The 19,422-nt window shown below is 66.6% G+C and carries 19 protein-coding genes; 7 read left to right on the plus strand and 12 right to left on the minus strand.

What is annotated here, in order from left to right; all coding sequences use genetic code 11:
• Window positions 1–45 precede the first annotated feature (45 nt).
• Both DK847_RS02130 and ykgO read right to left on the minus strand, forming a co-directional pair.
• Entirely contained in the window at window positions 46–675 is a 630-nt protein-coding gene (locus DK847_RS02130) for a tetratricopeptide repeat protein (protein ID WP_111195954.1), read from the minus strand.
• 94 nt (window positions 676–769) lie between these two features.
• Entirely contained in the window at window positions 770–895 is a 126-nt protein-coding gene (gene ykgO, locus DK847_RS02135) for a type B 50S ribosomal protein L36 (RefSeq protein ID WP_111195955.1), read from the minus strand.
• A gap of 111 nt (window positions 896–1,006) precedes the next feature.
• On the opposite strand from ykgO, the gene DK847_RS02140 reads away from it, so the two are divergent.
• The 4 genes from DK847_RS02140 (at window position 1,007) to rbsK (ending at window position 3,125) form a co-directional block, all read left to right on the plus strand.
• Complete coding sequence (locus DK847_RS02140) at window positions 1,007–1,240, plus strand: hypothetical protein (protein ID WP_111195956.1); 234 nt, start codon at window positions 1,007–1,009, stop codon at window positions 1,238–1,240.
• A gap of 6 nt (window positions 1,241–1,246) precedes the next feature.
• The gene (locus DK847_RS02145) at window positions 1,247–1,687 is read left to right on the plus strand and encodes a MaoC family dehydratase (RefSeq protein WP_111195957.1); all 441 of its coding nucleotides are present in this window, start codon (window positions 1,247–1,249) and stop codon (window positions 1,685–1,687) included.
• A 62-nt stretch (window positions 1,688–1,749) separates the two neighbouring features.
• The gene (locus DK847_RS02150) at window positions 1,750–2,202 is read left to right on the plus strand and encodes an RbsD/FucU family protein (protein WP_111195958.1); all 453 of its coding nucleotides are present in this window, start codon (window positions 1,750–1,752) and stop codon (window positions 2,200–2,202) included.
• 5 nt (window positions 2,203–2,207) lie between these two features.
• Window positions 2,208–3,125: a ribokinase gene (gene rbsK, locus DK847_RS02155; RefSeq protein WP_111195959.1), complete on the plus strand. Its 918-nt coding sequence runs from the start codon at window positions 2,208–2,210 to the stop codon at window positions 3,123–3,125.
• A 136-nt stretch (window positions 3,126–3,261) separates the two neighbouring features.
• Here the strand turns inward: rbsK and DK847_RS02160 are convergent, their stop codons facing one another.
• The 3 genes from DK847_RS02160 to DK847_RS02170 all read right to left on the minus strand — a co-directional run bounded on the left by DK847_RS02160 (window position 3,262) and on the right by DK847_RS02170 (window position 6,044).
• Window positions 3,262–4,581, minus strand: coding sequence for a serine hydroxymethyltransferase (locus DK847_RS02160; RefSeq protein ID WP_111195960.1), 1,320 nt, complete (start codon window positions 4,579–4,581; stop codon window positions 3,262–3,264).
• A gap of 26 nt (window positions 4,582–4,607) precedes the next feature.
• Window positions 4,608–5,153: a hypothetical protein gene (locus tag DK847_RS02165; protein ID WP_146256010.1), complete on the minus strand. Its 546-nt coding sequence runs from the start codon at window positions 5,151–5,153 to the stop codon at window positions 4,608–4,610.
• Between the two features lie 87 nt (window positions 5,154–5,240).
• Complete coding sequence (locus tag DK847_RS02170; RefSeq protein WP_425358679.1) at window positions 5,241–6,044, minus strand: transporter substrate-binding domain-containing protein; 804 nt, start codon at window positions 6,042–6,044, stop codon at window positions 5,241–5,243.
• Between the two features lie 264 nt (window positions 6,045–6,308).
• Between DK847_RS02170 and DK847_RS02175 the strand changes: the two genes are divergently transcribed.
• Complete coding sequence (locus tag DK847_RS02175) at window positions 6,309–6,683, plus strand: DUF3307 domain-containing protein (protein WP_161957107.1); 375 nt, start codon at window positions 6,309–6,311, stop codon at window positions 6,681–6,683.
• Here the strand turns inward: DK847_RS02175 and DK847_RS02180 are convergent.
• Window positions 6,680–8,425 (minus strand): uracil-xanthine permease family protein, encoded by a 1,746-nt coding sequence (locus DK847_RS02180; protein WP_161957108.1) that lies wholly within the window; start codon window positions 8,423–8,425, stop codon window positions 6,680–6,682. The genes DK847_RS02175 and DK847_RS02180 overlap by 4 nt on opposite strands.
• A gap of 287 nt (window positions 8,426–8,712) precedes the next feature.
• Window positions 8,713–12,378: a trifunctional transcriptional regulator/proline dehydrogenase/L-glutamate gamma-semialdehyde dehydrogenase gene (gene putA / locus DK847_RS02185; RefSeq protein ID WP_111195965.1), complete on the minus strand. Its 3,666-nt coding sequence runs from the start codon at window positions 12,376–12,378 to the stop codon at window positions 8,713–8,715.
• 117 nt (window positions 12,379–12,495) lie between these two features.
• Here putA and DK847_RS02190 point away from each other — a divergent pair, with 117 nt between their 5' ends.
• The gene (locus tag DK847_RS02190) at window positions 12,496–12,993 is read left to right on the plus strand and encodes an Lrp/AsnC family transcriptional regulator (protein ID WP_111195966.1); all 498 of its coding nucleotides are present in this window, start codon (window positions 12,496–12,498) and stop codon (window positions 12,991–12,993) included.
• 71 nt (window positions 12,994–13,064) lie between these two features.
• Here DK847_RS02190 and DK847_RS02195 read toward each other — a convergent pair whose 3' ends face one another.
• Window positions 13,065–15,017 carry an NHL repeat-containing protein gene (locus DK847_RS02195; RefSeq protein WP_146256012.1) on the minus strand — a complete coding sequence of 651 codons (1,953 nt, stop codon included), beginning with the start codon at window positions 15,015–15,017 and terminating at the stop codon, window positions 13,065–13,067.
• Window positions 15,018–15,141: 124 nt separating this feature from the next.
• A complete protein-coding gene (locus DK847_RS20370) occupies window positions 15,142–15,345 on the minus strand; it encodes a hypothetical protein (RefSeq protein ID WP_146256013.1) in 204 nt (67 codons plus the stop codon).
• 159 nt (window positions 15,346–15,504) lie between these two features.
• Between DK847_RS20370 and DK847_RS02200 the strand changes: the two genes are divergently transcribed.
• Entirely contained in the window at window positions 15,505–16,395 is an 891-nt protein-coding gene (locus tag DK847_RS02200) for a fructose bisphosphate aldolase (protein WP_111195968.1), read from the plus strand.
• 48 nt (window positions 16,396–16,443) lie between these two features.
• On the opposite strand, the gene DK847_RS02205 is transcribed toward DK847_RS02200, so the two are convergent.
• Genes DK847_RS02205 through DK847_RS02215 form a run of 3 tightly spaced genes read right to left on the minus strand, consistent with a single transcriptional unit; the run spans window position 16,444 to window position 19,303 of the window.
• Window positions 16,444–18,204, minus strand: a complete 1,761-nt coding sequence (locus DK847_RS02205) for a choline dehydrogenase (protein ID WP_111195969.1) — start codon at window positions 18,202–18,204, stop codon at window positions 16,444–16,446.
• The gene (locus DK847_RS02210) at window positions 18,201–18,557 is read right to left on the minus strand and encodes a cupin domain-containing protein (protein WP_111195970.1); all 357 of its coding nucleotides are present in this window, start codon (window positions 18,555–18,557) and stop codon (window positions 18,201–18,203) included. The genes DK847_RS02205 and DK847_RS02210 overlap by 4 nt, the downstream gene beginning before the upstream one ends.
• A 29-nt stretch (window positions 18,558–18,586) precedes the next feature.
• Window positions 18,587–19,303, minus strand: coding sequence for a phytochelatin synthase family protein (locus DK847_RS02215; RefSeq protein WP_111196323.1), 717 nt, complete (start codon window positions 19,301–19,303; stop codon window positions 18,587–18,589).
• Between the last annotated feature and the right edge of the window lie 119 nt (window positions 19,304–19,422).

The following is a 19,422-nucleotide window of genomic DNA, read 5'->3' on the forward strand; positions in this document are numbered from 1 at the left end:
GTCACGTCGGCTGTTTCTCATCAACGCATTTCCGCGGCGGACGCGCTAGATTCCCTGCTCCACCCGGTCCAGTTCCTTCAGCGCCGCCTTCACCTGTTCGAGCGTCGGGTTCACGGCGAGCGCCTCCTCATAGGCCTCGCGGGCGGCGGAATACTTCTTCTGGCGCTCGAAGATCATGCCCCTGCCGGCCAGCGCCCCGAAATGCCGTGGCTCCAGCTCCAGCACATGGTTGATGTCGGCCAGCGCCGCATCGTCCCGCTTCATCATGAAATAGAGGGTGGCACGCTTGTTCCAGGCCTCGGCGAAGTCCGGGTTGGCGCCGATCAGGCGGTTGAGGATGGACAGCGCCTCGGCCGGCGCACCATCCTCGATGGCCTGCTTGGCCTGGCCGAGCAGCACTTCCGCCGTGGGCGAGTCGGAGGCGCTCCACAGCGCCCAGATCTTCTCCTCCACCTCGCCGCCCTGCACGCCGGGCCGCCGCAATTCGGCGAACAGCACGTCCAGCTGGTCGGCCCGCTGCTCGGCGGGCTTCAGGGGCTTCACCGCCACGCTGGCCTCGGGCGCCGCAATGGCGGGCGCCTCCCCCGGCACCGGCGCCTCCTCGGCCAGGGCGGCGGGGGCAAGAACGGCGGCGGTCAGAGCAAGGGCGGCAAGGCTGGCGAAACGGGCGCGCATGGCGGTCACTCTACACCGCCTTTCATGGCAACAAAAAGAGCGCCGTGGGCGGCATCCCGTCCACGGCGTTCACAAAACTGGCAACAGGGAATGCTTAGCCCTGGCGCGCCTTGAAGCGCGGGTTGGTCTTGTTGATGATGTAGATGCGGCCCTTGCGGCGCACCATGCGGTTATCGCGGTGGCGCTTCAGCAGGGACTTGAGCGAGTTACGGACTTTCATGGACTTCACCTGATAATTCAGGCAGAAGGAGCCCGGCTCCGGTCCGCCTGTTGAACACTGGCGGGGTCTTTAGCGGGGTCACCCTGACCTGTCAACCAATCCGCCTCTCCGATGACCGAGCTCTTCAACAACTCCGAATTCCTGATCACGCTTGCCCTGTTCCTCGCCTGTGCCGCCATCGTCGTTGGCCTCGGCTGGCTGGAGCGCCGCCCCCGCAAGGACCTCACCCCGCGCCTCATCCCCACCACGCCCGTCCTGCTGGTGTTTGGATTCGTTGGACTTTTGGCCCTGGTGCATTTGCTCAACATGTATGGCATCCACACCGGAAACCGCCCGAGGATCTGACGCCACATGCTGCCGCCCAGCCAGACGCTGTATTTCGAAGACCTCGCCCTCGGCATGACCGAGACCTACGTCAAGGAAGTGAAATCCTCCGACGTCGTGGGCTTCGCCGAAATCTCGGGCGACCGCAACCCCATCCACCTCTCCGAGCATTTCGCCGCCCGCACCCCCTTCGGCGGTCGGATCGCGCATGGCCTCTACACCGCGAGCCTCATCTCGGCGGTGATCGGAACGAGGCTCCCTGGCCCCGGTGCGGTCTACCTGTCCCAGACGCTGAACTTCAAGGCGCCGGTCCGCATCGGCGACATGGTGGAAGCCTCCGTCGAGGTGGTCGAACTGGTCGAGAAGGGCCGCCGCGTCAAGCTCGCCTGCCGCTGCAAGGTCGGCGACACGCTGGTGCTCGAGGGCGAGGCGCTGGTCAAGGTGCCGGGCAAGCCCGAGGGCTACTGAGCCTGCTTGACTCCTGAGGTAGCCCCTCTAGCCTTCCGGAAAAATTCCGGGAGGACTCCTCAATGCTGCGCAACTTCGACAACCGCCTCAACGCGGACGTGATCCGCTGTCTCCGCGCCATGGGCCATGGCGATGACCTGATCATTTCCGACACCAACTTCCCCGCCGACTCGGTGGCGCGCCACACGGTCACGGGCGAACTCCTGCGCATGGACAACCTCACGGCGGCGGAAGCCATCGATGCCATCCTCTCGGTCATGCCGCTCGATTCATTCGTCGAGAAACCCGCCGAGCGCATGGAAATCGTCGGCAAGCCCGATGACATCCCGCCGGTGCAGCAGGAAGTCCAGAAGGTCATCGACAAGTGGGAAGGCAAGTCCCTGCCGATGGGCTCGGTCGAGCGCTTCGCCTTCTACGAGAAGGCACGCAACGCCTATGCCGTCATCGTCACCGGCGAGACGCGCTTCTATGGCTGCTTCATCCTCAAGAAGGGCGTGATCCCGCCGAAGGCTTGAGTGCAATGACCAGGGGCATCGCCATCCTCGGCATCTTCGTCGCCGATCTCGCCTTCCGTGCCAACCGCCAGCCGGTGATGGGTGAAACCCTCATGGGCTCGGGCTTCAAGATGGGCCCCGGCGGCAAGGGCTCCAACCAGGCCGTCGCCGCCGCACGCGCGGGAGGGTCGGTCAGCTTCATCTCGCGACTCGGCAAGGACGCCTTCGGCGACATCGCGATTGCGACGTGGAAGGCCGAAGGCATAGCACCCCACGTGGCGATCGCGCCCGACGAGCCGACGGGGGCGGCCTATATCTTCGTCAGCGACGAGACGGGCGAGAATGCGATCATCGTGGTGCCGGGCGCCGCGGGCGGCCTCTCCGCGACAGACGTCGACGCCGCGAGGGGCGCCATCGAGGCTGCGAAGGTCTTCGTCACCCAGCTCGAACAACCCATCGCCGCTGCCCGCCGGGGCCTCGAGATCGCGCGCGCCGCAGGTGTCGTCACGGTCTTCAACCCGGCCCCCGCCGCCCCCGTGCCGGATGATCTCTACGCGCTCTGCGACTGGGTGATCCCCAACCAGACGGAAGCCGCTGCCCTCACGGGCCTTCCCGTCGACACCGAGGACCAGGCCCGCAAGGCCGGTGACGCGCTTCTGGCCAAGGGCGCGCGCAACGCCCTCATCACGCTCGGCGCGCGCGGCGCGCTGCTTCACAACGCACAAGGCTCGGTGCTCATCCCATCCTTCAGCGCGGGCAAGGTGGTGGAGACAGCGGGCGCCGGCGACGCCTTCGTCGGCGCCTTCGCCACGGCGCTGGCCGAAGGCATGGACCCCGCCGCCGCCGCCCGCTTCGGCTGCGCCGCCGCCGGCATTTCCGTCACCCGCCCCGGCACCGCCCCCGCGATGCCGACTCGGCAGGAGATCGAGACGCTGCTCGGGTAACGCAACCCACCTCGCGCTTCGCATCTCCTCTCTTCATCTTTGCCGGGCCTGACCCGGCGACCCTTTTTGTCAGCCGCAAGAAGATGCCCCGGTCAAGCCGGGGCAAGGTGAATGGCGAGGGTGGATCTTTCCTCCCTCACTCCCGCACGAAATGCAGCTTCCTGAACTCCCGGCGGAACGCCGCCACCTCGGGGGCAACCGACTGCGCGGCGCGGCGCTGCAGCAGCACGTCGGCGATGAAACGCGCCACCTGCCCCATGTGCTGCGGCCCCATGCCCCAGCGCACGATCTCGGGCGTGCCCAGGCGCAGCCCGTTGAGATCGCCCGCCACCTCGGCAATGGGCAGCCCGATGCCGCAGGCCAGCACGTTGGCCTCGCGCAACAGCTTCGAGGCCGCCTGCCCGCCGCCGAACGCCGCCGCCTCCACCGCCACCTGGTGCGAGGTGGTGAAGCCCTTGTCCGCGCCATGCACCGGCACGCCCTCGTCCGCCAGCGCGGTGGCCAGCGCATGCGCCGTCTCGGCCATGATGTGCGCATAGTCGTGGCCATGCACCTTCCAGTCCAGCAGCGTCATGGCGAGGGCGGCTGATTTCGCCGCATCGAAATTGGCCGTGAGGCCGGGGAAGGCAATGGCATCGATGCGTTCGGCAATTGTGGCATCATTGGTCAGGATCAGCCCCGCCGGGGGCCCGCCAAGGCTCTTGTAGGTGCTCATGCTCATCACGTGGGCACCTTCTTCCAGCGGCTGCTGCCACGCCTTGCCGGCGATCATGCCCGACATGTGCGCGGCGTCATACATCACGAGCGCCCCCACCTCGTCGGCAATGGCGCGGATCTCGCGCAGCGGGTGGCGGAACAGGTTGAGACTGCCGCCGATGGTGATGAGCCTTGGCCGCAGCCGATGCGCATCGGCGCGCAGCTGCACCACGTCCACCGTGAAGTTCGCCGCATCGACGGGGGCGGGATGCGTGGTGAGGCCATAGAGCCCCGCCGCCCCCGCGCCATGATGCGTCACGTGCCCGCCGATTGAGGCAGGTGGCGCGATGATCGTGTCGCCCGGCTTCGCCGCCGCCATGAACACATAGAGATTGGCCAGTGCGCCGGAGGCGATGCGGATCTCGGCGAAGCGCGCGTTGAACACCTCCGCCGCCAGTTCCGCCGCCATGATCTCGATCTTCTCGATGCCCTCGAGCCCCATCTCGTACTTGTCGCCGGGATAGCCGAGCGAGGGCCTCGACCCGATGCCGGAGGCGAGCAGCCGCTCGGCCTTCGGGTTCAGCATGTTGGTGGCGGGGTTGAGGTTGATGCATTCACGCTCGTGGATCCTCGCATTCTCGGCCACGAAGCCCAGCAGCGCCTGTTCGTTCTCGTCCGCACTCGCCTGCGCCACATGCGATGCGACCAGCTGGACGTAGCTCTCGGGGCCCGCTGGAACCCATTGACGCCGCTGCAACATGCCTGACCGCCCCCCGTTCTTTCGGGTCAGTCTAGGCTGGCCAGCGCCCGTTCCACAATCGCGCGTTCGCCGGGGTCGAGGCGCAGCACCGCGGTGGGATGGTGCGTCTGCAGGCGGTCCGCCGCATGGTCGCACAGCGTCAGGTAACGCGCCGCACCGCGGCGCGTGTCCAAGAGCCTTCGCGTGCCGCACAGCGATTCGAGCTGCCCCACCAGGTAACCCGCATCGGCAACGGGGTCCGCCGCGGCGAGCGCGCTGCGCGACGTGGCCGTTCCGCGGGTGGTGAGCCGCAGCGCCTGCAGCGCCGGCAGCAGCTCCGCCGGGGCCTGCGCCCGCATCGCGGCGATGAGGCCAGCACCCCCGTCGGCCTCGGCGTCGATGCCGTGCTTCAGCGCCTGGTGGCGCGCGAAGCCCGCGGCATAGCCGGCAGCGAAGCGCGCGTCGCCGGCCTCCTGCTCGCGCAGCGCGGCCAATGCAGCCGCCACCGCCTTGCGCAGCACCGCAGCAGCGCGGTCCTCGCCCGCCGCCATGGGCACCACCGCCACGTCGAGGCGCGGCTTGCGGCGGTTCATGTTGATCTCTCTCCAGCCCATGGCCGGTGTTCTAGGAAATGCCAGGGGCCGCGGCAAGCCGCGGCCCCGTCGCAGTCTGCGGTCTGTTCACTGGGCCTTGGGCAGCGTCATCTTGCCCACGAGCTGCGGGTACTTGCTGGTGATCTCGTCGAACTTGCCGGCCTTGGCCATGGCGGTGATGGCGGCGTTGAGCTTGTCCTTCAGCGCCGTGTCTTCCTTGCGCAGGCCGATGCCCACGCCCTCGCCATAGATGCCGGGGTCGTCCTTCGGCTTGTCGACGATGCCCTTCAGCTCGCAGCAGGCCTTGCCCTGGTCGGTGTCGAGGAAGTCATAGAGGGCGGAGCTGTTGGCCAGCACATAGTCGAGGCGGCCGGCGGCGAGGTCGTTGTTGGCCTCGTCCTGCGTCGAATAGGTCTTGAGCTCGACGCCCGACGGCACCAGGTACTTGGTGGCATAGCGCTCATGCCCGGTCGACACCTGCACGCCCAGCATCTTGCCCTTCATGTGGTCGGGCGTGGTGTCCTTGTCGCCGTCCTTGGGGCCGATGATGGCGGGCGGCGTGTCATAGTAGAACTGGGTGAAGTCGATCACTTCCTTGCGCTTCTCGGTGACCAGCATGGAGGCGACGATCATGTCGATCTGCTTCGCCGTGAGGGCGGGGATGATGCCGTCCCAGGCGGTGGCGACGACCTCGCACTTCTCCTTCACCTCGGCGCAGATCGCCTCGGCGAAATCGATCTCCCACCCGACCCACTTGCCGGTCGCGTCCTGCGAGGCGAAGGGCGGATAGGGCTCGGCGGCGATGCCGACCTTCAGGTCGGCCATGGCAGGAGCTGAGGTTGCAAGGAGGGCCGCGACTGCGGCTCCAATGGCAAGGCGGCTGGTCCACATCATGGTCGTTCTCCCGGTGCTGCTGCTGATGTTCCCGTCACGTCGGAAGAAAGCTCCTGAGGGGAAACTTTCTTTCATGAGGGAAACTGCATGAAACCAAGTCTCTCGGCAAGATGGTAAGTTGCTTTCAAGCCAGTCATTCATGCCGTCACGGCAATCGCCGCGCGCAGCGGCGCTTGACCCTGCCACCGCAGCGGCAATAGGTTGGCCTGCGGCAGCGGCGTCGATGGTCTTCGCCCGCGCCCACAGGCGGCCAGACCCGACGTGACGGACTTCGCCCTTCTGCTTCTTCTCGCCGGCTTCCAGGTGAAGCACGTGCTGGGCGACTATGTGTTCCAGAACGCCTATATCCTCGAGCATCGCCGCATCTGGGGCCATCCCGGCGGCCTGCTGCACGTGGCCATCCACGCCGCGCTGACGCTGCCCCTGCTGGTCGCGGCGGGGGTGCAGGGCGCGCTGTTCCTCGCCATCCTGCTCGGCGAGGCGGTGTTCCACTATCACGTCGACTGGGTGAAGGACGGCTGGATCTACCGCGAGGGCTGGACCACGCAGGACAAGCAATACTGGTGGCTCACCGGGGCAGACCAGATGCTGCACCAGCTGTCCTATCTCGTCATCGCTGGCGTGATCGCGGCCTAGGCGCTGCTGTCGACGCGGAACTGCAGGTAGTCGCCCTGGGTATACTGCAGGTGCTTCAGCTCCTTCGTCACCCCCGCCAGCAGGCGGATCGCCAGGTTCCCGCCATCCTCCGCCGGCGGAGCAACTGACGCGGCGGCAACCAGCTCCTCGAGGTTGCGCTCGGAAGGCCCCGTCACCATCTCGACCTCGGCCTCGCCCTTCGTCTCCTTCAGCCGCACGATCAGCCTGCCCTTGCCCCTGGCGCCCGTCGCCTCGCGCTCCTCGCACAGGAAGATCACCGCCTCCTCGATCGCCAGCATCAGCCGGTTCTCGGCCGGCCCGTCCCAGCCCACGCGGCGGGCGAAGCGCGCCACGGTCTCGTTGAGGGCGATCACGGCGCGCGGGCTCAGGGGGACGCTCACCCGGTCCTGCGGCCCCCTGCGCCAGGTGATGATCAGCATCATGATCATGGCGGTGACGCCGCCCACCGTGGTGCCGTTGGAGAAGATGGTCTGCAGCCAGGACGGCATGATCTCGTTCATCAGCCCGCCCGACTGCGCCGAAAGCCCGATCCAGAAGCTGAGGCACACCGCGAGTCCCACCTCGAAGCCCAGCCCCTCCTCGTTCACCAGCCTGATGCCATGGCCGAAGATGATGACGATGAGGATCAGGATATAGGCCCCCACCACCTGGCTCGGGATCGCTGCGACGCCCGCCCCGATCTTGGGCGAGAAGGCCAGCAGGATGAGGAACAGCCCGCCCCACAGCCCCACCCGGCGCGAGGCGACGCCGGTGATCTCCGACACGGCGAGCGAGGTCGAGAACACGGTGTTGGGCACCGTGCCGAGGAGCGCGGCGAAGATCGAGCCCGTGCCATCGGCGTTGATCGCCCCCTGCACCGAGCGGAAGTCGATCGGCCGCTCCTTGCGGTGCGACATGCGCTGCGCCGAGATGCCGTCGGCATAGGTCTCCATGCAGCCGACGAGGCTCAGCAGCGCGAAGGCCGGAACGAGGCTCCAGAAGCGTGCATCGAAGCTGAGGTCGAGGCCGGGCCAGCCCTCGCCGGGAATGCCCAGCCACGGTGCCGCCACGACCTTGGAGACATCGAGATGCCCGAACCACGTGGCAACCAGCGTGCCGAGAGCCACACCGACCAGCGGCGCCCACAGCCGCAGCATGCCCTTGCCGAACAGCAGGATCAGCGTGATCACGGCAAGCGTGACGAGAAAGACGAGGCCATGCGGCGCGCCGAGCTCCGCCCCCGGCAGCGGCTTCGACAGCATCTTCCACACGACAGGCCCCACGCTCAAGGCCATCAGCATCAGCACCGTGCCGCCCACGGCAGGCGTCAGCACTGCGCGCAGCATGGGCAGCCAGCGGGTGAAGGCGAAGGTGGCGAGTGCGCCGACGGCACCCAGCGTCGCCAGCAGCGGAATGCCGCCCGCCTTGTAGGCCGCCACGGAGACGCCGACGAAAGCCACGTTGGAGCCCACGAACAGCACGTAGCCGCTGCCGATCGGCCCCTTGCGGAGCAGCTGCAGCCAGGTCGAAACCCCCGCCGCGACGAGTGCGGCGAAAACCATCCAGGACGTATCGGCATCCGACGCCCCGGCCCCGCGCGCGATCACCAGCGGCGTCAGCATGATGCCCGCAATGATCAGCAGCACCGTCTGCGCCGCCATGGCAGCGGCCAGTCCCTGCGGCGCCTTCTCGTCCGGCTCATACCGAATGTGATGCGCCGCCGCGCTGTCTTCGCCTGCCATCGTGCCCCCCGGTAAATGCCCCGCGCCCCTTATGGCAAGCCGCCGCGGCTCTTTCAATCCGCCATGGCATTGCAATCCCATCACAGAGCTCGGCACTTGTTTTCACCTCCCCCGGGCTCAGGGGCCTAACTGCCTTTGCCGAGACTCCGCACGCCACCCTCAATTCCGTCATCCCGGCGCAGGCCGGGATCCCGCTTCCTGTCAGCGCGGGAACCGTCCAAAGCGGGACCCCGGCCTGCGCCGGGGTGACGGGACTGGGGGAGTAAGGTAGGCGAGAAACGTCACCCTCACCCGATGGTCATCAAGCTCGCATTGCCGCCCGCCGCGGCGGTGTTGATCGAGGTGCTCACCTCTTCCACCAGCCAGTTGAGGCAATAGGCGCCCGCATCGGCTGCGAGTGCCTCGGTGCTTGCCGCCTGCACCAGCACCAGCGGGCCGTGGAGCTTCGCGATCCGCGCCGTCACTGCGCGCACGCGTGCCGCATCGCCCTCGACCAGCGCGCCGGCGTAGGGGCCGTCCTTCTCCCAGTCGCTGCTCCACGACACGCGCGCCGCGACGCTTGCCGGCAGGGACGCGAGTGACAGCCCGCTCGCCTGGTCCACCACCACCGCGTTGCCCGTGGCCAGCGCCGCCGCCATCTGGCGGTTGAGGCCCTTCGCCGTCTGCGGCACCAGCAACACGCGCCCGCGCGGGTGCAGCGAATAGACGTTGCGCTCGCCCACCGGCCCCGGCAGTTCCTTCACCAGTCCGAGGGCGGAGAGTGCGCCCAGCTCGCGCGCCGCGTCGGCATCGTCATTGTGCCCGCGCTGGCCCAGCCACGTCGCGAAGTCGCGGAGCGCCGGGTCCGTCGTCGCCGAACTCACCTGCGGCGGCACCGGCGGCTTCTGCACCAGCCGCCCGATATAGAGCGGGCCTCCTGCCTTGGGGCCCGTCCCCGAAAGCCCGCGCCCGCCGAAGGGCTGCACGCCGACGACGGCGCCGATGATGTTGCGGTTCACATAGAGGTTCCCCGCCTTCACCCGCTCGGTGACGCTCAGGATCGTCTCGTCGAGCCTGGTGTGCAGCCCGAAGGTCAGGCCATAGCCCGTGGCGTTGATCTGGTCGATCAGCTGGTCCATGTCCTCGCGCTTCCAGCGCAGCACATGCAAAACCGGCCCGAACACCTCGCGCGTCAGCTGCCCGATGTCATCGATCTCGATGATGGTGGGCGGCACGAAGGTGCCGTGTTCCGCCTCGCGCGGCAGCGCCAGCTGCTCCACCTTGTGCCCGCCCGCGCGCATCGCCGCGATGTGGCGCTCGATGGTGGCCTTGGCCTCGGCCGTGATCACCGGGCCGATGTCGACCGACAGCTTGTCCGTGCGCCCCAGCGACAGTTCGGCGAGTGCCCCCTTCAACATGGCCAGCGTGCGTTCGGCGATGTCTTCCTGCAGGCACAGCACGCGCAGCGCCGAGCAGCGCTGGCCCGCACTGTCGAAGGCCGATGCGATCACATCCGCCACCACCTGCTCGGCCAGAGCGGAGGAGTCGACGATCATCGCATTCTGCCCGCCCGTCTCGGCCACCAGCGGAATGGGCCGTCCGTGGGCGGACAGCCGCTCCGCCAGCTGCGCCTGGATCAGCCGCGCCACTTCGGTGGAGCCGGTGAACATCACCCCCGCCGTCTGCGGTGCCGCCACCAGCGCCGCGCCCAGCCGCCCGTCACCCGGCGTGAACTGCAGCGCGCCGCGAGGCACGCCCGCCTCGTGCAGAATCCTGACGCTCTCCTGCGCGATCAGCGGCGTCTCCTCCGCCGGCTTGGCGATCACTGCATTGCCCGCCACCAGCGCCGCCGCCACCTGGCCCGTGAAGATCGCCAGCGGGAAGTTCCACGGGCTGATGCAGACGACGGCCCCCAGCGCCTTGTGCGACGGCCCCAGCGTCTTCTTCGCCTGCTCGGCATAATAGCGCAGGAAGTCGACTGCCTCGCGCACCTCGCCCACCGCATTGGCCGCGGTCTTGCCCGCCTCGCGCATGGCAATGCCCATCAGCACGTCCATGCGCGCCTCCATGAGGTCCGCCGCGCGCTCGAGGCAGGCCGCGCGCTCCGCGGGGGCCATGCCGCCCCACTGTCCTGCTGCCTCATGCGCCATGTGAACGACGCGCGCTGCATCCTGCGCCGAAAGCTCCGTCACGCGCCCCACGCGGTCGCCATGGTCCGCCGGGTTCAGCACATCGCGCGTCTCACCCTGTTCCGCACCGTCACCGAGCAGCGGCTTCGCATGCCAGAAGGTCGCGGCCGTCTCCTTCAGCACCTTGCCCAGTTCGGCCAGCACCGTCTCGCTGGCGAGGTCCAGCCCGCGCGAATTCACGCGGTCCTTGCCGAACAGGTCTGCCGGAAGGTCGATCTGGTCATGCGGCGTTCCCACCACCGGCATGGCGCTCACCACGTCGACGGGATCGGCGATCAGGTCATCGACCGATACGTTTGGGTCCGAGATGCGGTTGACGAAGGACGAGTTGGCGCCATTCTCGAGAAGCCGCCGCACCAGATAGGCCAGCAGCGTCTCATGCGTGCCGACGGGCGCATAGATGCGGCAGGGCCGGTCCAGCTTGTCGGGCCCCACCACCTCGTCATAGAGCGGCTCGCCCATGCCGTGGAGGCACTGGAACTCATATTCGCCGACACTGAAGCGCGGGCCGGCAAGCGTATAGATCGCGGCCAGTGTCTGCGCATTGTGCGTGGCAAATTGCGGGAACACATGCGCCCGCGCGTCGAGCAGCTTCCGCGCACAGGCAAGGTAGCTCACATCCGTGTGCACCTTGCGGGTGAAGACGGGGAAGCCGTCGAGCCCGTCCAGCTGTGCGCGCTTGATCTCCGCATCCCAATAGGCGCCCTTCACCAGCCGCACCATGATGCGCCGATTGGAACGCTTCGCGAGATCGATGACGAAGTCGATCACATAGGGGCAGCGCTTGCCATAGGCCTGGATCACGAAGCCGAGCCCGTTCCACGCTGCCAGCTCCGCATCGTGGCTCAGCGACTCCAGCAGGTCGAGCGACAGTTCGAGGCGGTCCGCCTCCTCGGCATCGATGTTGAGGCCGATGTCGTAATGCCTGGCGAGCTTCGCCAGCTGCTTCACCTTGGGCAGCAGCTCCTGCATCACCCGCGCGGCCTTCTGCCGCGAATAGCGCGGATGCAGCGCCGAGAGCTTGATCGAGATGCCGGGGCCCTCATAGACGCCCCTGCCCGCCGCCGCCTCGCCGATCGCATGGATCGCGTTCTCGTAGTCACGGTAATAGCGCGCCGCATCGGCAGACGTCGTCGCCGCCTCGCCCAGCATGTCGTAGCTGTAGCGGAAGCCGCGCGCCTCCAGCGGCTTCGCGCGCTTCAGCGCCTCGCCGATGGTCTCGCCGGTCACGAACTGCTCGCCCATCATGCGCATCGCCATGTCGACGCCGCGGCGGATCACCGGCTCGCCGGCGCGCGCGATGAGGCGCGAGAGTGCGGCACCGAGGCTGCCGTCGCTCACCGTCGAGGTCAGCTTACCGGTGACCACCAGCCCCCAGGTCGCGGCATTGACGAACAGCGACTTCGTTCCGCCCAGGTGGCTCTTCCAGTCGCCCTCCGCGATCTTGTCGCGGATCAGCGCATCGCGGGTCTCGGCATCGGGAATGCGCAGCAGCGCTTCCGCGAGGCACATCAGCGCGATGCCCTCCTGGCTCGACAGCGAATATTCGTGGACGAGGCCCTGAACGCCCGTGCCCTTGTGCTTGGCCCTCAGCGCCTCGATCAGCTGGCGCGCGGTGGCCGCCGTCTCCCGCTTCTGTTCCGGGCTCATCCGCGCCATCGCCACCAGCGGCGGCAGGCATTGCGGCTCGGGCGTACGGCAATGCGCGGTGATCATCCGGCGCAGCGCATCCTGCGGGCGGATGGGCGGGGCGAAGTCGGCGAACAGCGGTTGCGCGTGCGTCATCGGTCGGGCTCTCCGGAGGGGGTGAACGCACCATATCACCGGCTTGCAAACCGGATTCACCTATTTCAAACTGGATACTTGGTGAAATTCCCGATTTTGGACGCCTCTGGAGGCAAAATGCCCACTGAACAGCATATCGGCAGCGATCTTGACCAGTTCGACCGCCGCATCCTCGAGGCGCTGGCCGAGGACGGCCGCATGTCCATCACCGACCTCGCCAAACGGGTCGGCCTCTCCAACACCCCCTGCCAGCTCCGCCTCAGGCGCCTCCTCGCCGAGGGCTACATCGAGGGCTTCAAGGCGGTGCTGAACCCGGTGCGCATGGGGCTCGACCATGTGGCCTTCGCCGAGGTCAAGCTCACCAACACCCATGAGGATGCCCTCAGGGCCTTCAACGAGGCGGTGAAGAAGATCCCCGAGGTGGAGGAGTGCCACATGATCGCCGGCCGCTTCGACTATCTGCTCAAGATCCGGACGCGCGACATCCGGCGCTATCGCCACGTCCTCGGCGAACGCATCTCGGAGCTGCCCTTCGTGGCGAGCACCTCCACCAACGTCGCCATGGAGACGGTCAAGGACACCTGGAGTGCATCGTCCCGCAACACGAGTCGGTAGCATCCCTTGCGCAACCGCCGTGCAACGGCGGCAACGCAAAATGCAACAGACAGCAACGTTGTGAGCGACGATCAGGGCGCCTTGGGCAGGCCGATTCCAGGTGCCACCGGGGCCGCCATGCCGACGAAGATCACCATGCCGTCGCCACCCGGGTTGAGCAGCAGGTCATTGGCGCCGGACGGCTTCCAGTTGTTGGTCACCCACACGTTGCCGGCCATGTCGACCTGCGTTGCGGTGGCCCGCATCAGCGGCTTGTAGCTCTTCACTTTTAGCGGTGAATACAAGGGCTTGCCGCTCGCCAGCAACACCTGGTCACCGCCCGAGGGCAGGGTCCAGCCGGTGTTGTCGGGCGAGATGTTGTCGCCCGTCGTCTTGCCCTCCGGGCAATGGGCCGTGTTGGTGCCGCACAGCTGCGTCAGCCGGTATTTGAGCGGCAACTGCTGCTCCAGCCCGAAATTCGCCACCCAGACATTGTCCCGCGCGTCGACCGACAGCCCCCACGGCCCGTTGATCGACCCGCCACCATCGAAGGATCCCTTGGGATTGAGTTCTGAATCAAAGAGATAGACAAGGGACTGAGCGCCTGCCGTGGCCCACACGTGTCCCGTCGTGTCCAGCCCGATGCCCTTCGGGTTGGCATCGGACCCGATCGGCGCCGTCGCCACCTTGGTGATGCCATCCGCGGCGTAGGTGAACTTGGAGAGATAGGACGTCCCGGTGTAGCTGACGTAAGCTGCTCCATCGTCATCGACGAGAATGTGAAAAGGCTCGGTGTTACTATCTGAAAAGGCTGGGTAATCCGTGAACGGATTGCCGCCCGGGAAGACCTGGACGCGGTTGTTGCCATAGCTCGCCATCCAGATGTTGCCATCCTGGTCGGATGTCGTTCCCTGCACCTTGTAGAGGGTCGACACATAGCCGTTGGGAGCTGGCGACAAGGCCTTGCCATCGCTGGAGAATTTCGAAACGGACCCAACGGGGTTCACGCCGCCCCAGCCGAAGTTGCCAGCCCAGATATTGCCCGAGGGATCGCGCGTGATGCCGAAGCCCTGCCCCAGCACGCCGCCGCCTGACAGCGGCGACTTCGGCGTCCCGCCCTTGCCGTCTGCCGGTGAGCCGTCAGGCTTCAGCACGGCAAAGCACTGGGCCGAAATGGTCGTCCCCGCTACCACATTGTTGGTGATCCAGGCATAGCCGCGGTCGTCGAACACCAGGTTGCCGGTGCCGGCAAAGGGGCAGCTTTCCTTGCCTTTTCCAGCACTTGTACGGTTTACCTTCACTGCCACCGTAAACGCGTCGAGCCGCATCAGCTCGTCTGGCGCATCCGGACCCTGGCTTGCCATGAGGGCAGGCTTGAACGGCTGCACATTGTTCCCGAGGGCAAAGATCTCATGCACCCTGTTGGACGGGTTGCGAGCGATCGCAATCGCCGCCTCGAGCGTGGTGGTGCCCCCCGCCGCTGCGAACAGCGGCGCGCAATTGTTTGCACTGCGAACACAGCCCGCCAGCACGTTGGACAGCGTAGCCATCAGCCGCCGGGCATTGGTTTCATCGGCATTGGGCGAGCGGCGCAGCACGTCGGAAACCTCGCCGCGGTCCGGGGCGGCAAGATTGCGGAACATGCCCCCCGCCACCTGCAGCGGCAGCGGCTTTCCGGATATTTCTTTGTTTTCAATGAATTGCGCCAGGGCATAGGCCGCGGCCACCGTTGTCATCTCATTGACGCGCACATGCGGCCGGTCGCCCGCCGCCATCACCGTCATCAATTCCGTGCTGCCCGTGGAAGCAACGGCATAGCGGATTTCGGCGGCGCCCTGCTTTGGCAGCCGGGCCGAAAACTGGCCGCGGGCATCGCTCACCGTTTCCGCCAGCAGCTGCGGCGCGCCGACCTCGGCGCGGTAGATGAAGACCTTTGCACCCCGCACCGGCTTGGCACCTCTTGCCGGCCCGGACGTGACCACGCCCATCAGGCGCGTGGAACAGGCATTCTCGTTGCAGACGCCGGCCGGGACGGGTCCTGCCATAATGGTGGTCAGGACAGCCGCCGCGGCGACGGGCATAAACATTTTCATCGTGAAACCTCCGGCAGAACCTCGGCGTGGTTTACGCCCCGGGGAACGCGCTTTCCATTGTCAGAAACAGCAATTTCTAAACGATTTCACTGCTCGCTGGCGGCGTCAGCTTGATGGTGTCCGGATCATCCGGCGCTGCGTCGAGGCCCGTGCCGCGCCGATAGGCGGCATAGCGTTCCGCCAGCACCGCACAATCGACCCCACGGAAGGTCGCAGGTTCGATGCGGGTCAAACTTCCGGCCCGTGGGGTGGTCGCGTCACCTTCGATGTCCAAGCTCATGGGCGTTGCCTCCTCATCCTCCGCCGATGCTGCGCCCCGGGCGGTTAAGGAAGTGCTGAAGGGCATGATGCGAAAGGCTTATTCCAACCTGCCGGGGTGTTGGTTGAAGCCCCGGTGGCGATTGGCTAAGGTCCGGCCCGCAAAAGAGGATTATCCGCCATGAACACCGCACAAGCGCAGAAGATCGCATCCGGCAAGGGCTTCATCGCCGCTCTCGACCAGTCCGGGGGGTCCACCCCCAAGGCGCTCGAAGGCTATGGCATCGGCAAGGATGCCTGGAAGACGGATGAGGACATGTTCGCGCTGATGCATGCCATGCGCGCCCGGATCATCAAGTCGCCCGCCTTCAATGGCGAACGGGTGATCGGCGCCATCCTCTTCGAGCGCACCATGGACGGCGACATCGACGGCAAGCCAGTTCCGGATTTCCTCTGGCAGAACAAGGGCGTAGTGCCGTTCCTCAAGATCGACAAGGGGCTGGCGGACGCCGCCGACGGCGTGCGCCTGATGAAGCCGATGCCCGACCTCGACAAGCTGCTCGACCGTGCCGTGGCCAAGGGCATTTTCGGCACCAAGATGCGCTCGGTGATCGACGCCGCCTCGCCCTCGGGCATTGCCGCCAATGTCGCCCAGCAGTTCGACTATGGCCGCCAGATCCTCGCCAAGGGCCTGATGCCCATCATCGAGCCGGAGGTGACGATCTCCATCGCCGACAAGGCCGAGGCCGAAAAGATCCTGCGCGACGAGATCCTCAAGAACCTCGACAAGCTGCCCGCCGGCCAGCAGGTCATGCTGAAGCTGACCATCCCGAGCGAGGTCAACTTCTTCAAGCCCTTGATCGATCACCCGAAAGTCATGCGGGTGGTGGCGCTCTCCGGTGGTTACAGCCGCGAGGACGCCAATGCCATGCTGGCGAAGAACACGGGCCTCATCGCCAGTTTCTCGCGCGCCCTCAGCGAGGGCCTGTCCGCCCAGCAGTCGGACGCCCAGTTCAACGCCGAACTGGAGAAGACGATCAACGCCATCTACGACGCGTCCGTCGCGGGCTGACGCCACCACCCTCGGCCGGGGCTCCGGAGCCCCGGCCCGTTCTCGTGGTCAGAATGTGAGCAGTCCGTCGTCCGGCACGCGCTCGCCCCTGGCATTGGCCAGCAGGGCCGCCTTCAGCGTGGCGCGGTCATGCGCGTAGTTCCGGGTGATCGCGGCGCCGCGCTGGCGCGTGGCCCAATGCGGATCGGCCAGCAGTGAGGCCCCCTCGGCTTCCGCCAGATGGCGCCCGCGGATCAGGTCCGCCATGCGCTCCGCCAGCACCAGCGTCGGCGCATTGAGGTCGCCCGCCGTCGCCTGGGGCATCAGCGAGGAATCAACCACGCGCAGGCCGTCAACACCGCGAACCCGCCCGTCGGGCGTGGTGACGGCGGCATCGTCGTTTCCCATCCGGCAGGTGCCACAGGGGTGATAGGCGCTCTCCACCTTGCGCTTCAGGAAGGCGTCGAGTGCCGCGTCATCCTGTGCCTCCGTACCGGGCGCCAGTTCCCTGCCCCGATAGGGCGCAAAGGCCGGCTGCGCGAAGATCTCGCGCGTCAGCCTGATGCAGGCGCGGAATTCCAGCCAGTCATCCGGGTGTGACATGTAGTTGAAGCGCACGCGCGGCAGGCTGTCCGGCCGGGCGTCCCGCAGGCGCACCCAGCCGCGGCTCTTCGAGCGCTTGGTGCCGACATGCACCTGGAACCCGTGGCCGGACGCGAGGCTCTTGCCGTCATAGGAAATGGCCAGCGGCAGGAAATGATACTGGATGTCCGGATAGACGATGCCCGCCCGGCTGCGAATGTGCCCGCCGCTCTCGAAATGGTTGGTCGCACCCAGCCCCTTGCGCGTCGCCAGCCACTCCATGCCGATCTTCGCCTTGCCCCACAGGCTCTGCGTGGGAAACAGCGTCACGGGCCTTGTGCATTCCATCTGGATATAGAGTTCGAGGTGATCCATCAGGTTCTCGCCCACGCCGGCCAGATCCTGGATGACGGGGATGCCGTGCGACCTCAGTTCGGCAGCAGGCCCGATGCCGGAGCGCTTGAGGATCATCGGCGACATGATGGAACCCGCCGAAACGATCACCTCGCGCCTGGCCCGCGCCTGACGCGTCTCGCCGTTGACCAGATAGGAAATCCCCGTGGCGCGGCGCCCGTCGAACAGCACCCGGTCCACCATGGCCCCGGTCACCACATGCACGTTTCCGCGCGCCATGGCGGGGCGCAGATAGGCACGTGCAGCACTCATCCGCCGCCCGTCGCCAATGTTCATTTCCATCGGGCCGAAGCCCTCGTGCTGGACCTCGTTCATGTTCCGGCTGCGGGCGTACCCCGCCTCGACGCCCGCCTCCACAAAGACGTCGTAGAGCGGATTGCGCTGAAGGCCGCGATTGACATGCACCGGCCCGGACGTGCCGCGCAGCGCTCCGCCACCTTCGACATTCTCGAGCCGCTGGAAATAGGGCAGCACATTGGACCAGCGCCAGCCATCCGCGCCAAGCGCCTCCCACAACTCGTAGTCCATCGGGTTGCCGCGCACCCAGCACATGCCATTGATCGAGGACGATCCCCCAAGGCCCTTGCCGCGCGGCAGGTTCACCTCGCGGCCATCAAGCCCCGGTTCCGGTTCGGTGCGCATGCCCCAGTTGAAGCGCCGCGTGTTCATCGGGATCGACAGCGCCGCCGGCATGTCGACGATCACCGCCCGCTCGGACCCGCCCGCCTCCAGCACGAGAATGCGAAGGGATGGGTCCTCGCCCAGCCGGTTTGCCAGCACGCAGCCGGCCGAACCCGCTCCGGCGATGACGTAGTCGTAGGTCTCCGGTGTCATCCGACGATCACATAGTACTTCAGCATCGGTCCGGGCTGGTGCCATATGCCCTTGAAGCCCCTGGGCAGCAGGAAGGCGTCACCCTTGCGATAGGTGTCGCTGAAGCCGCCATCGCTCGTCAGCGTCACCTCACCCTCCAGCACGACCATGAATTCATCGACCGGATAATCGTCATAGCGTTCGGTATAGGCACCGCAGCGCCAGATGCCGGCGCGCAGGCCGGGCTTGGCGAAATAGGCGTGGTCGAGGCCGATGGGCGTGCCCTTCAGCAACTCGGCATGCTCGAGCGGCTGGTCGGGAAGGCTGCTCCAGCCATCGGGGCCGGACGACGAAAAGCGGATCGGATCAGGCAAGGGGAAAACTCCTGTGCGGGCTGGCGGGGTTAGTTCTTGCGGGCGATCAGCACATAGCCACGCGACTTGTCGTCATTGTCGGAATCCTTGGTGTTCATCGCCGCGAAAAGCTCGTCGGCCTTCACCCAGACCGGAGGATATTTGTAGCGCGCGACGTCGAGGATGAGGAAACGGTCCGACTCCTTGTCATAGGCAGCGAGCGGCGAGAAATGCCCGCCCGTCTGCTGGCCGATGGTCTTGCGGAGATAATTGACCAGAACGTGGTGAGCAGGCTGCGCGAGAAAGGCTGCAACTTCGCTTCGGAACGTGTCGAGATCGGTATCGGATGCGTGGCGAACCACCACCTCCACCGGCTGCACCTGCAGGAGCTGGCCGATCTGGTCGAGCGTGATCCCCTGTTTCAGGATCGTGGCCTGCGGCAGAATTGCCTCGGTCCGGTCGTTGAAGATGTTGTCCTGCGTGAAGGTGCGGAAGGGCGCATATTCGGGCACCTCGGGTGCCGGCAGCTGCATGGCATTGAACACCATCACCATGCTGGCGACGCCACAGAAGCTCTGGGTCTTCTGGGTCAGGTAATTGCTGGCCAGCGTGAAGTAGGCTTCTCGCGCATCTGCCCCGATCAGCAGGGATTCGCCTGCAGGCGACATCGACGAGATGAGGTTGTCGGGGAGCGGCAGGCTGTCGGCCCTCGCGGCGGGTGCCAGGAGAAGCAACAACAGGCTGAGCCGAAAAAGTCTTGCCAGCATCGAAACCCTCTCTTCCTCACCCATCGGAGCAGGCACCCTGCGCCGGTGGAATCTGCGCCAGCAAACGCCCCGCGGCAACGGCCAATTTCCACTTACGGGCGCAGCTTCCCGCCGCGGTG

This window comes from Aestuariivirga litoralis (assembly GCF_003234965.1).
Classification (GTDB): Bacteria; Pseudomonadota; Alphaproteobacteria; order Rhizobiales; family Aestuariivirgaceae; genus Aestuariivirga; species Aestuariivirga litoralis.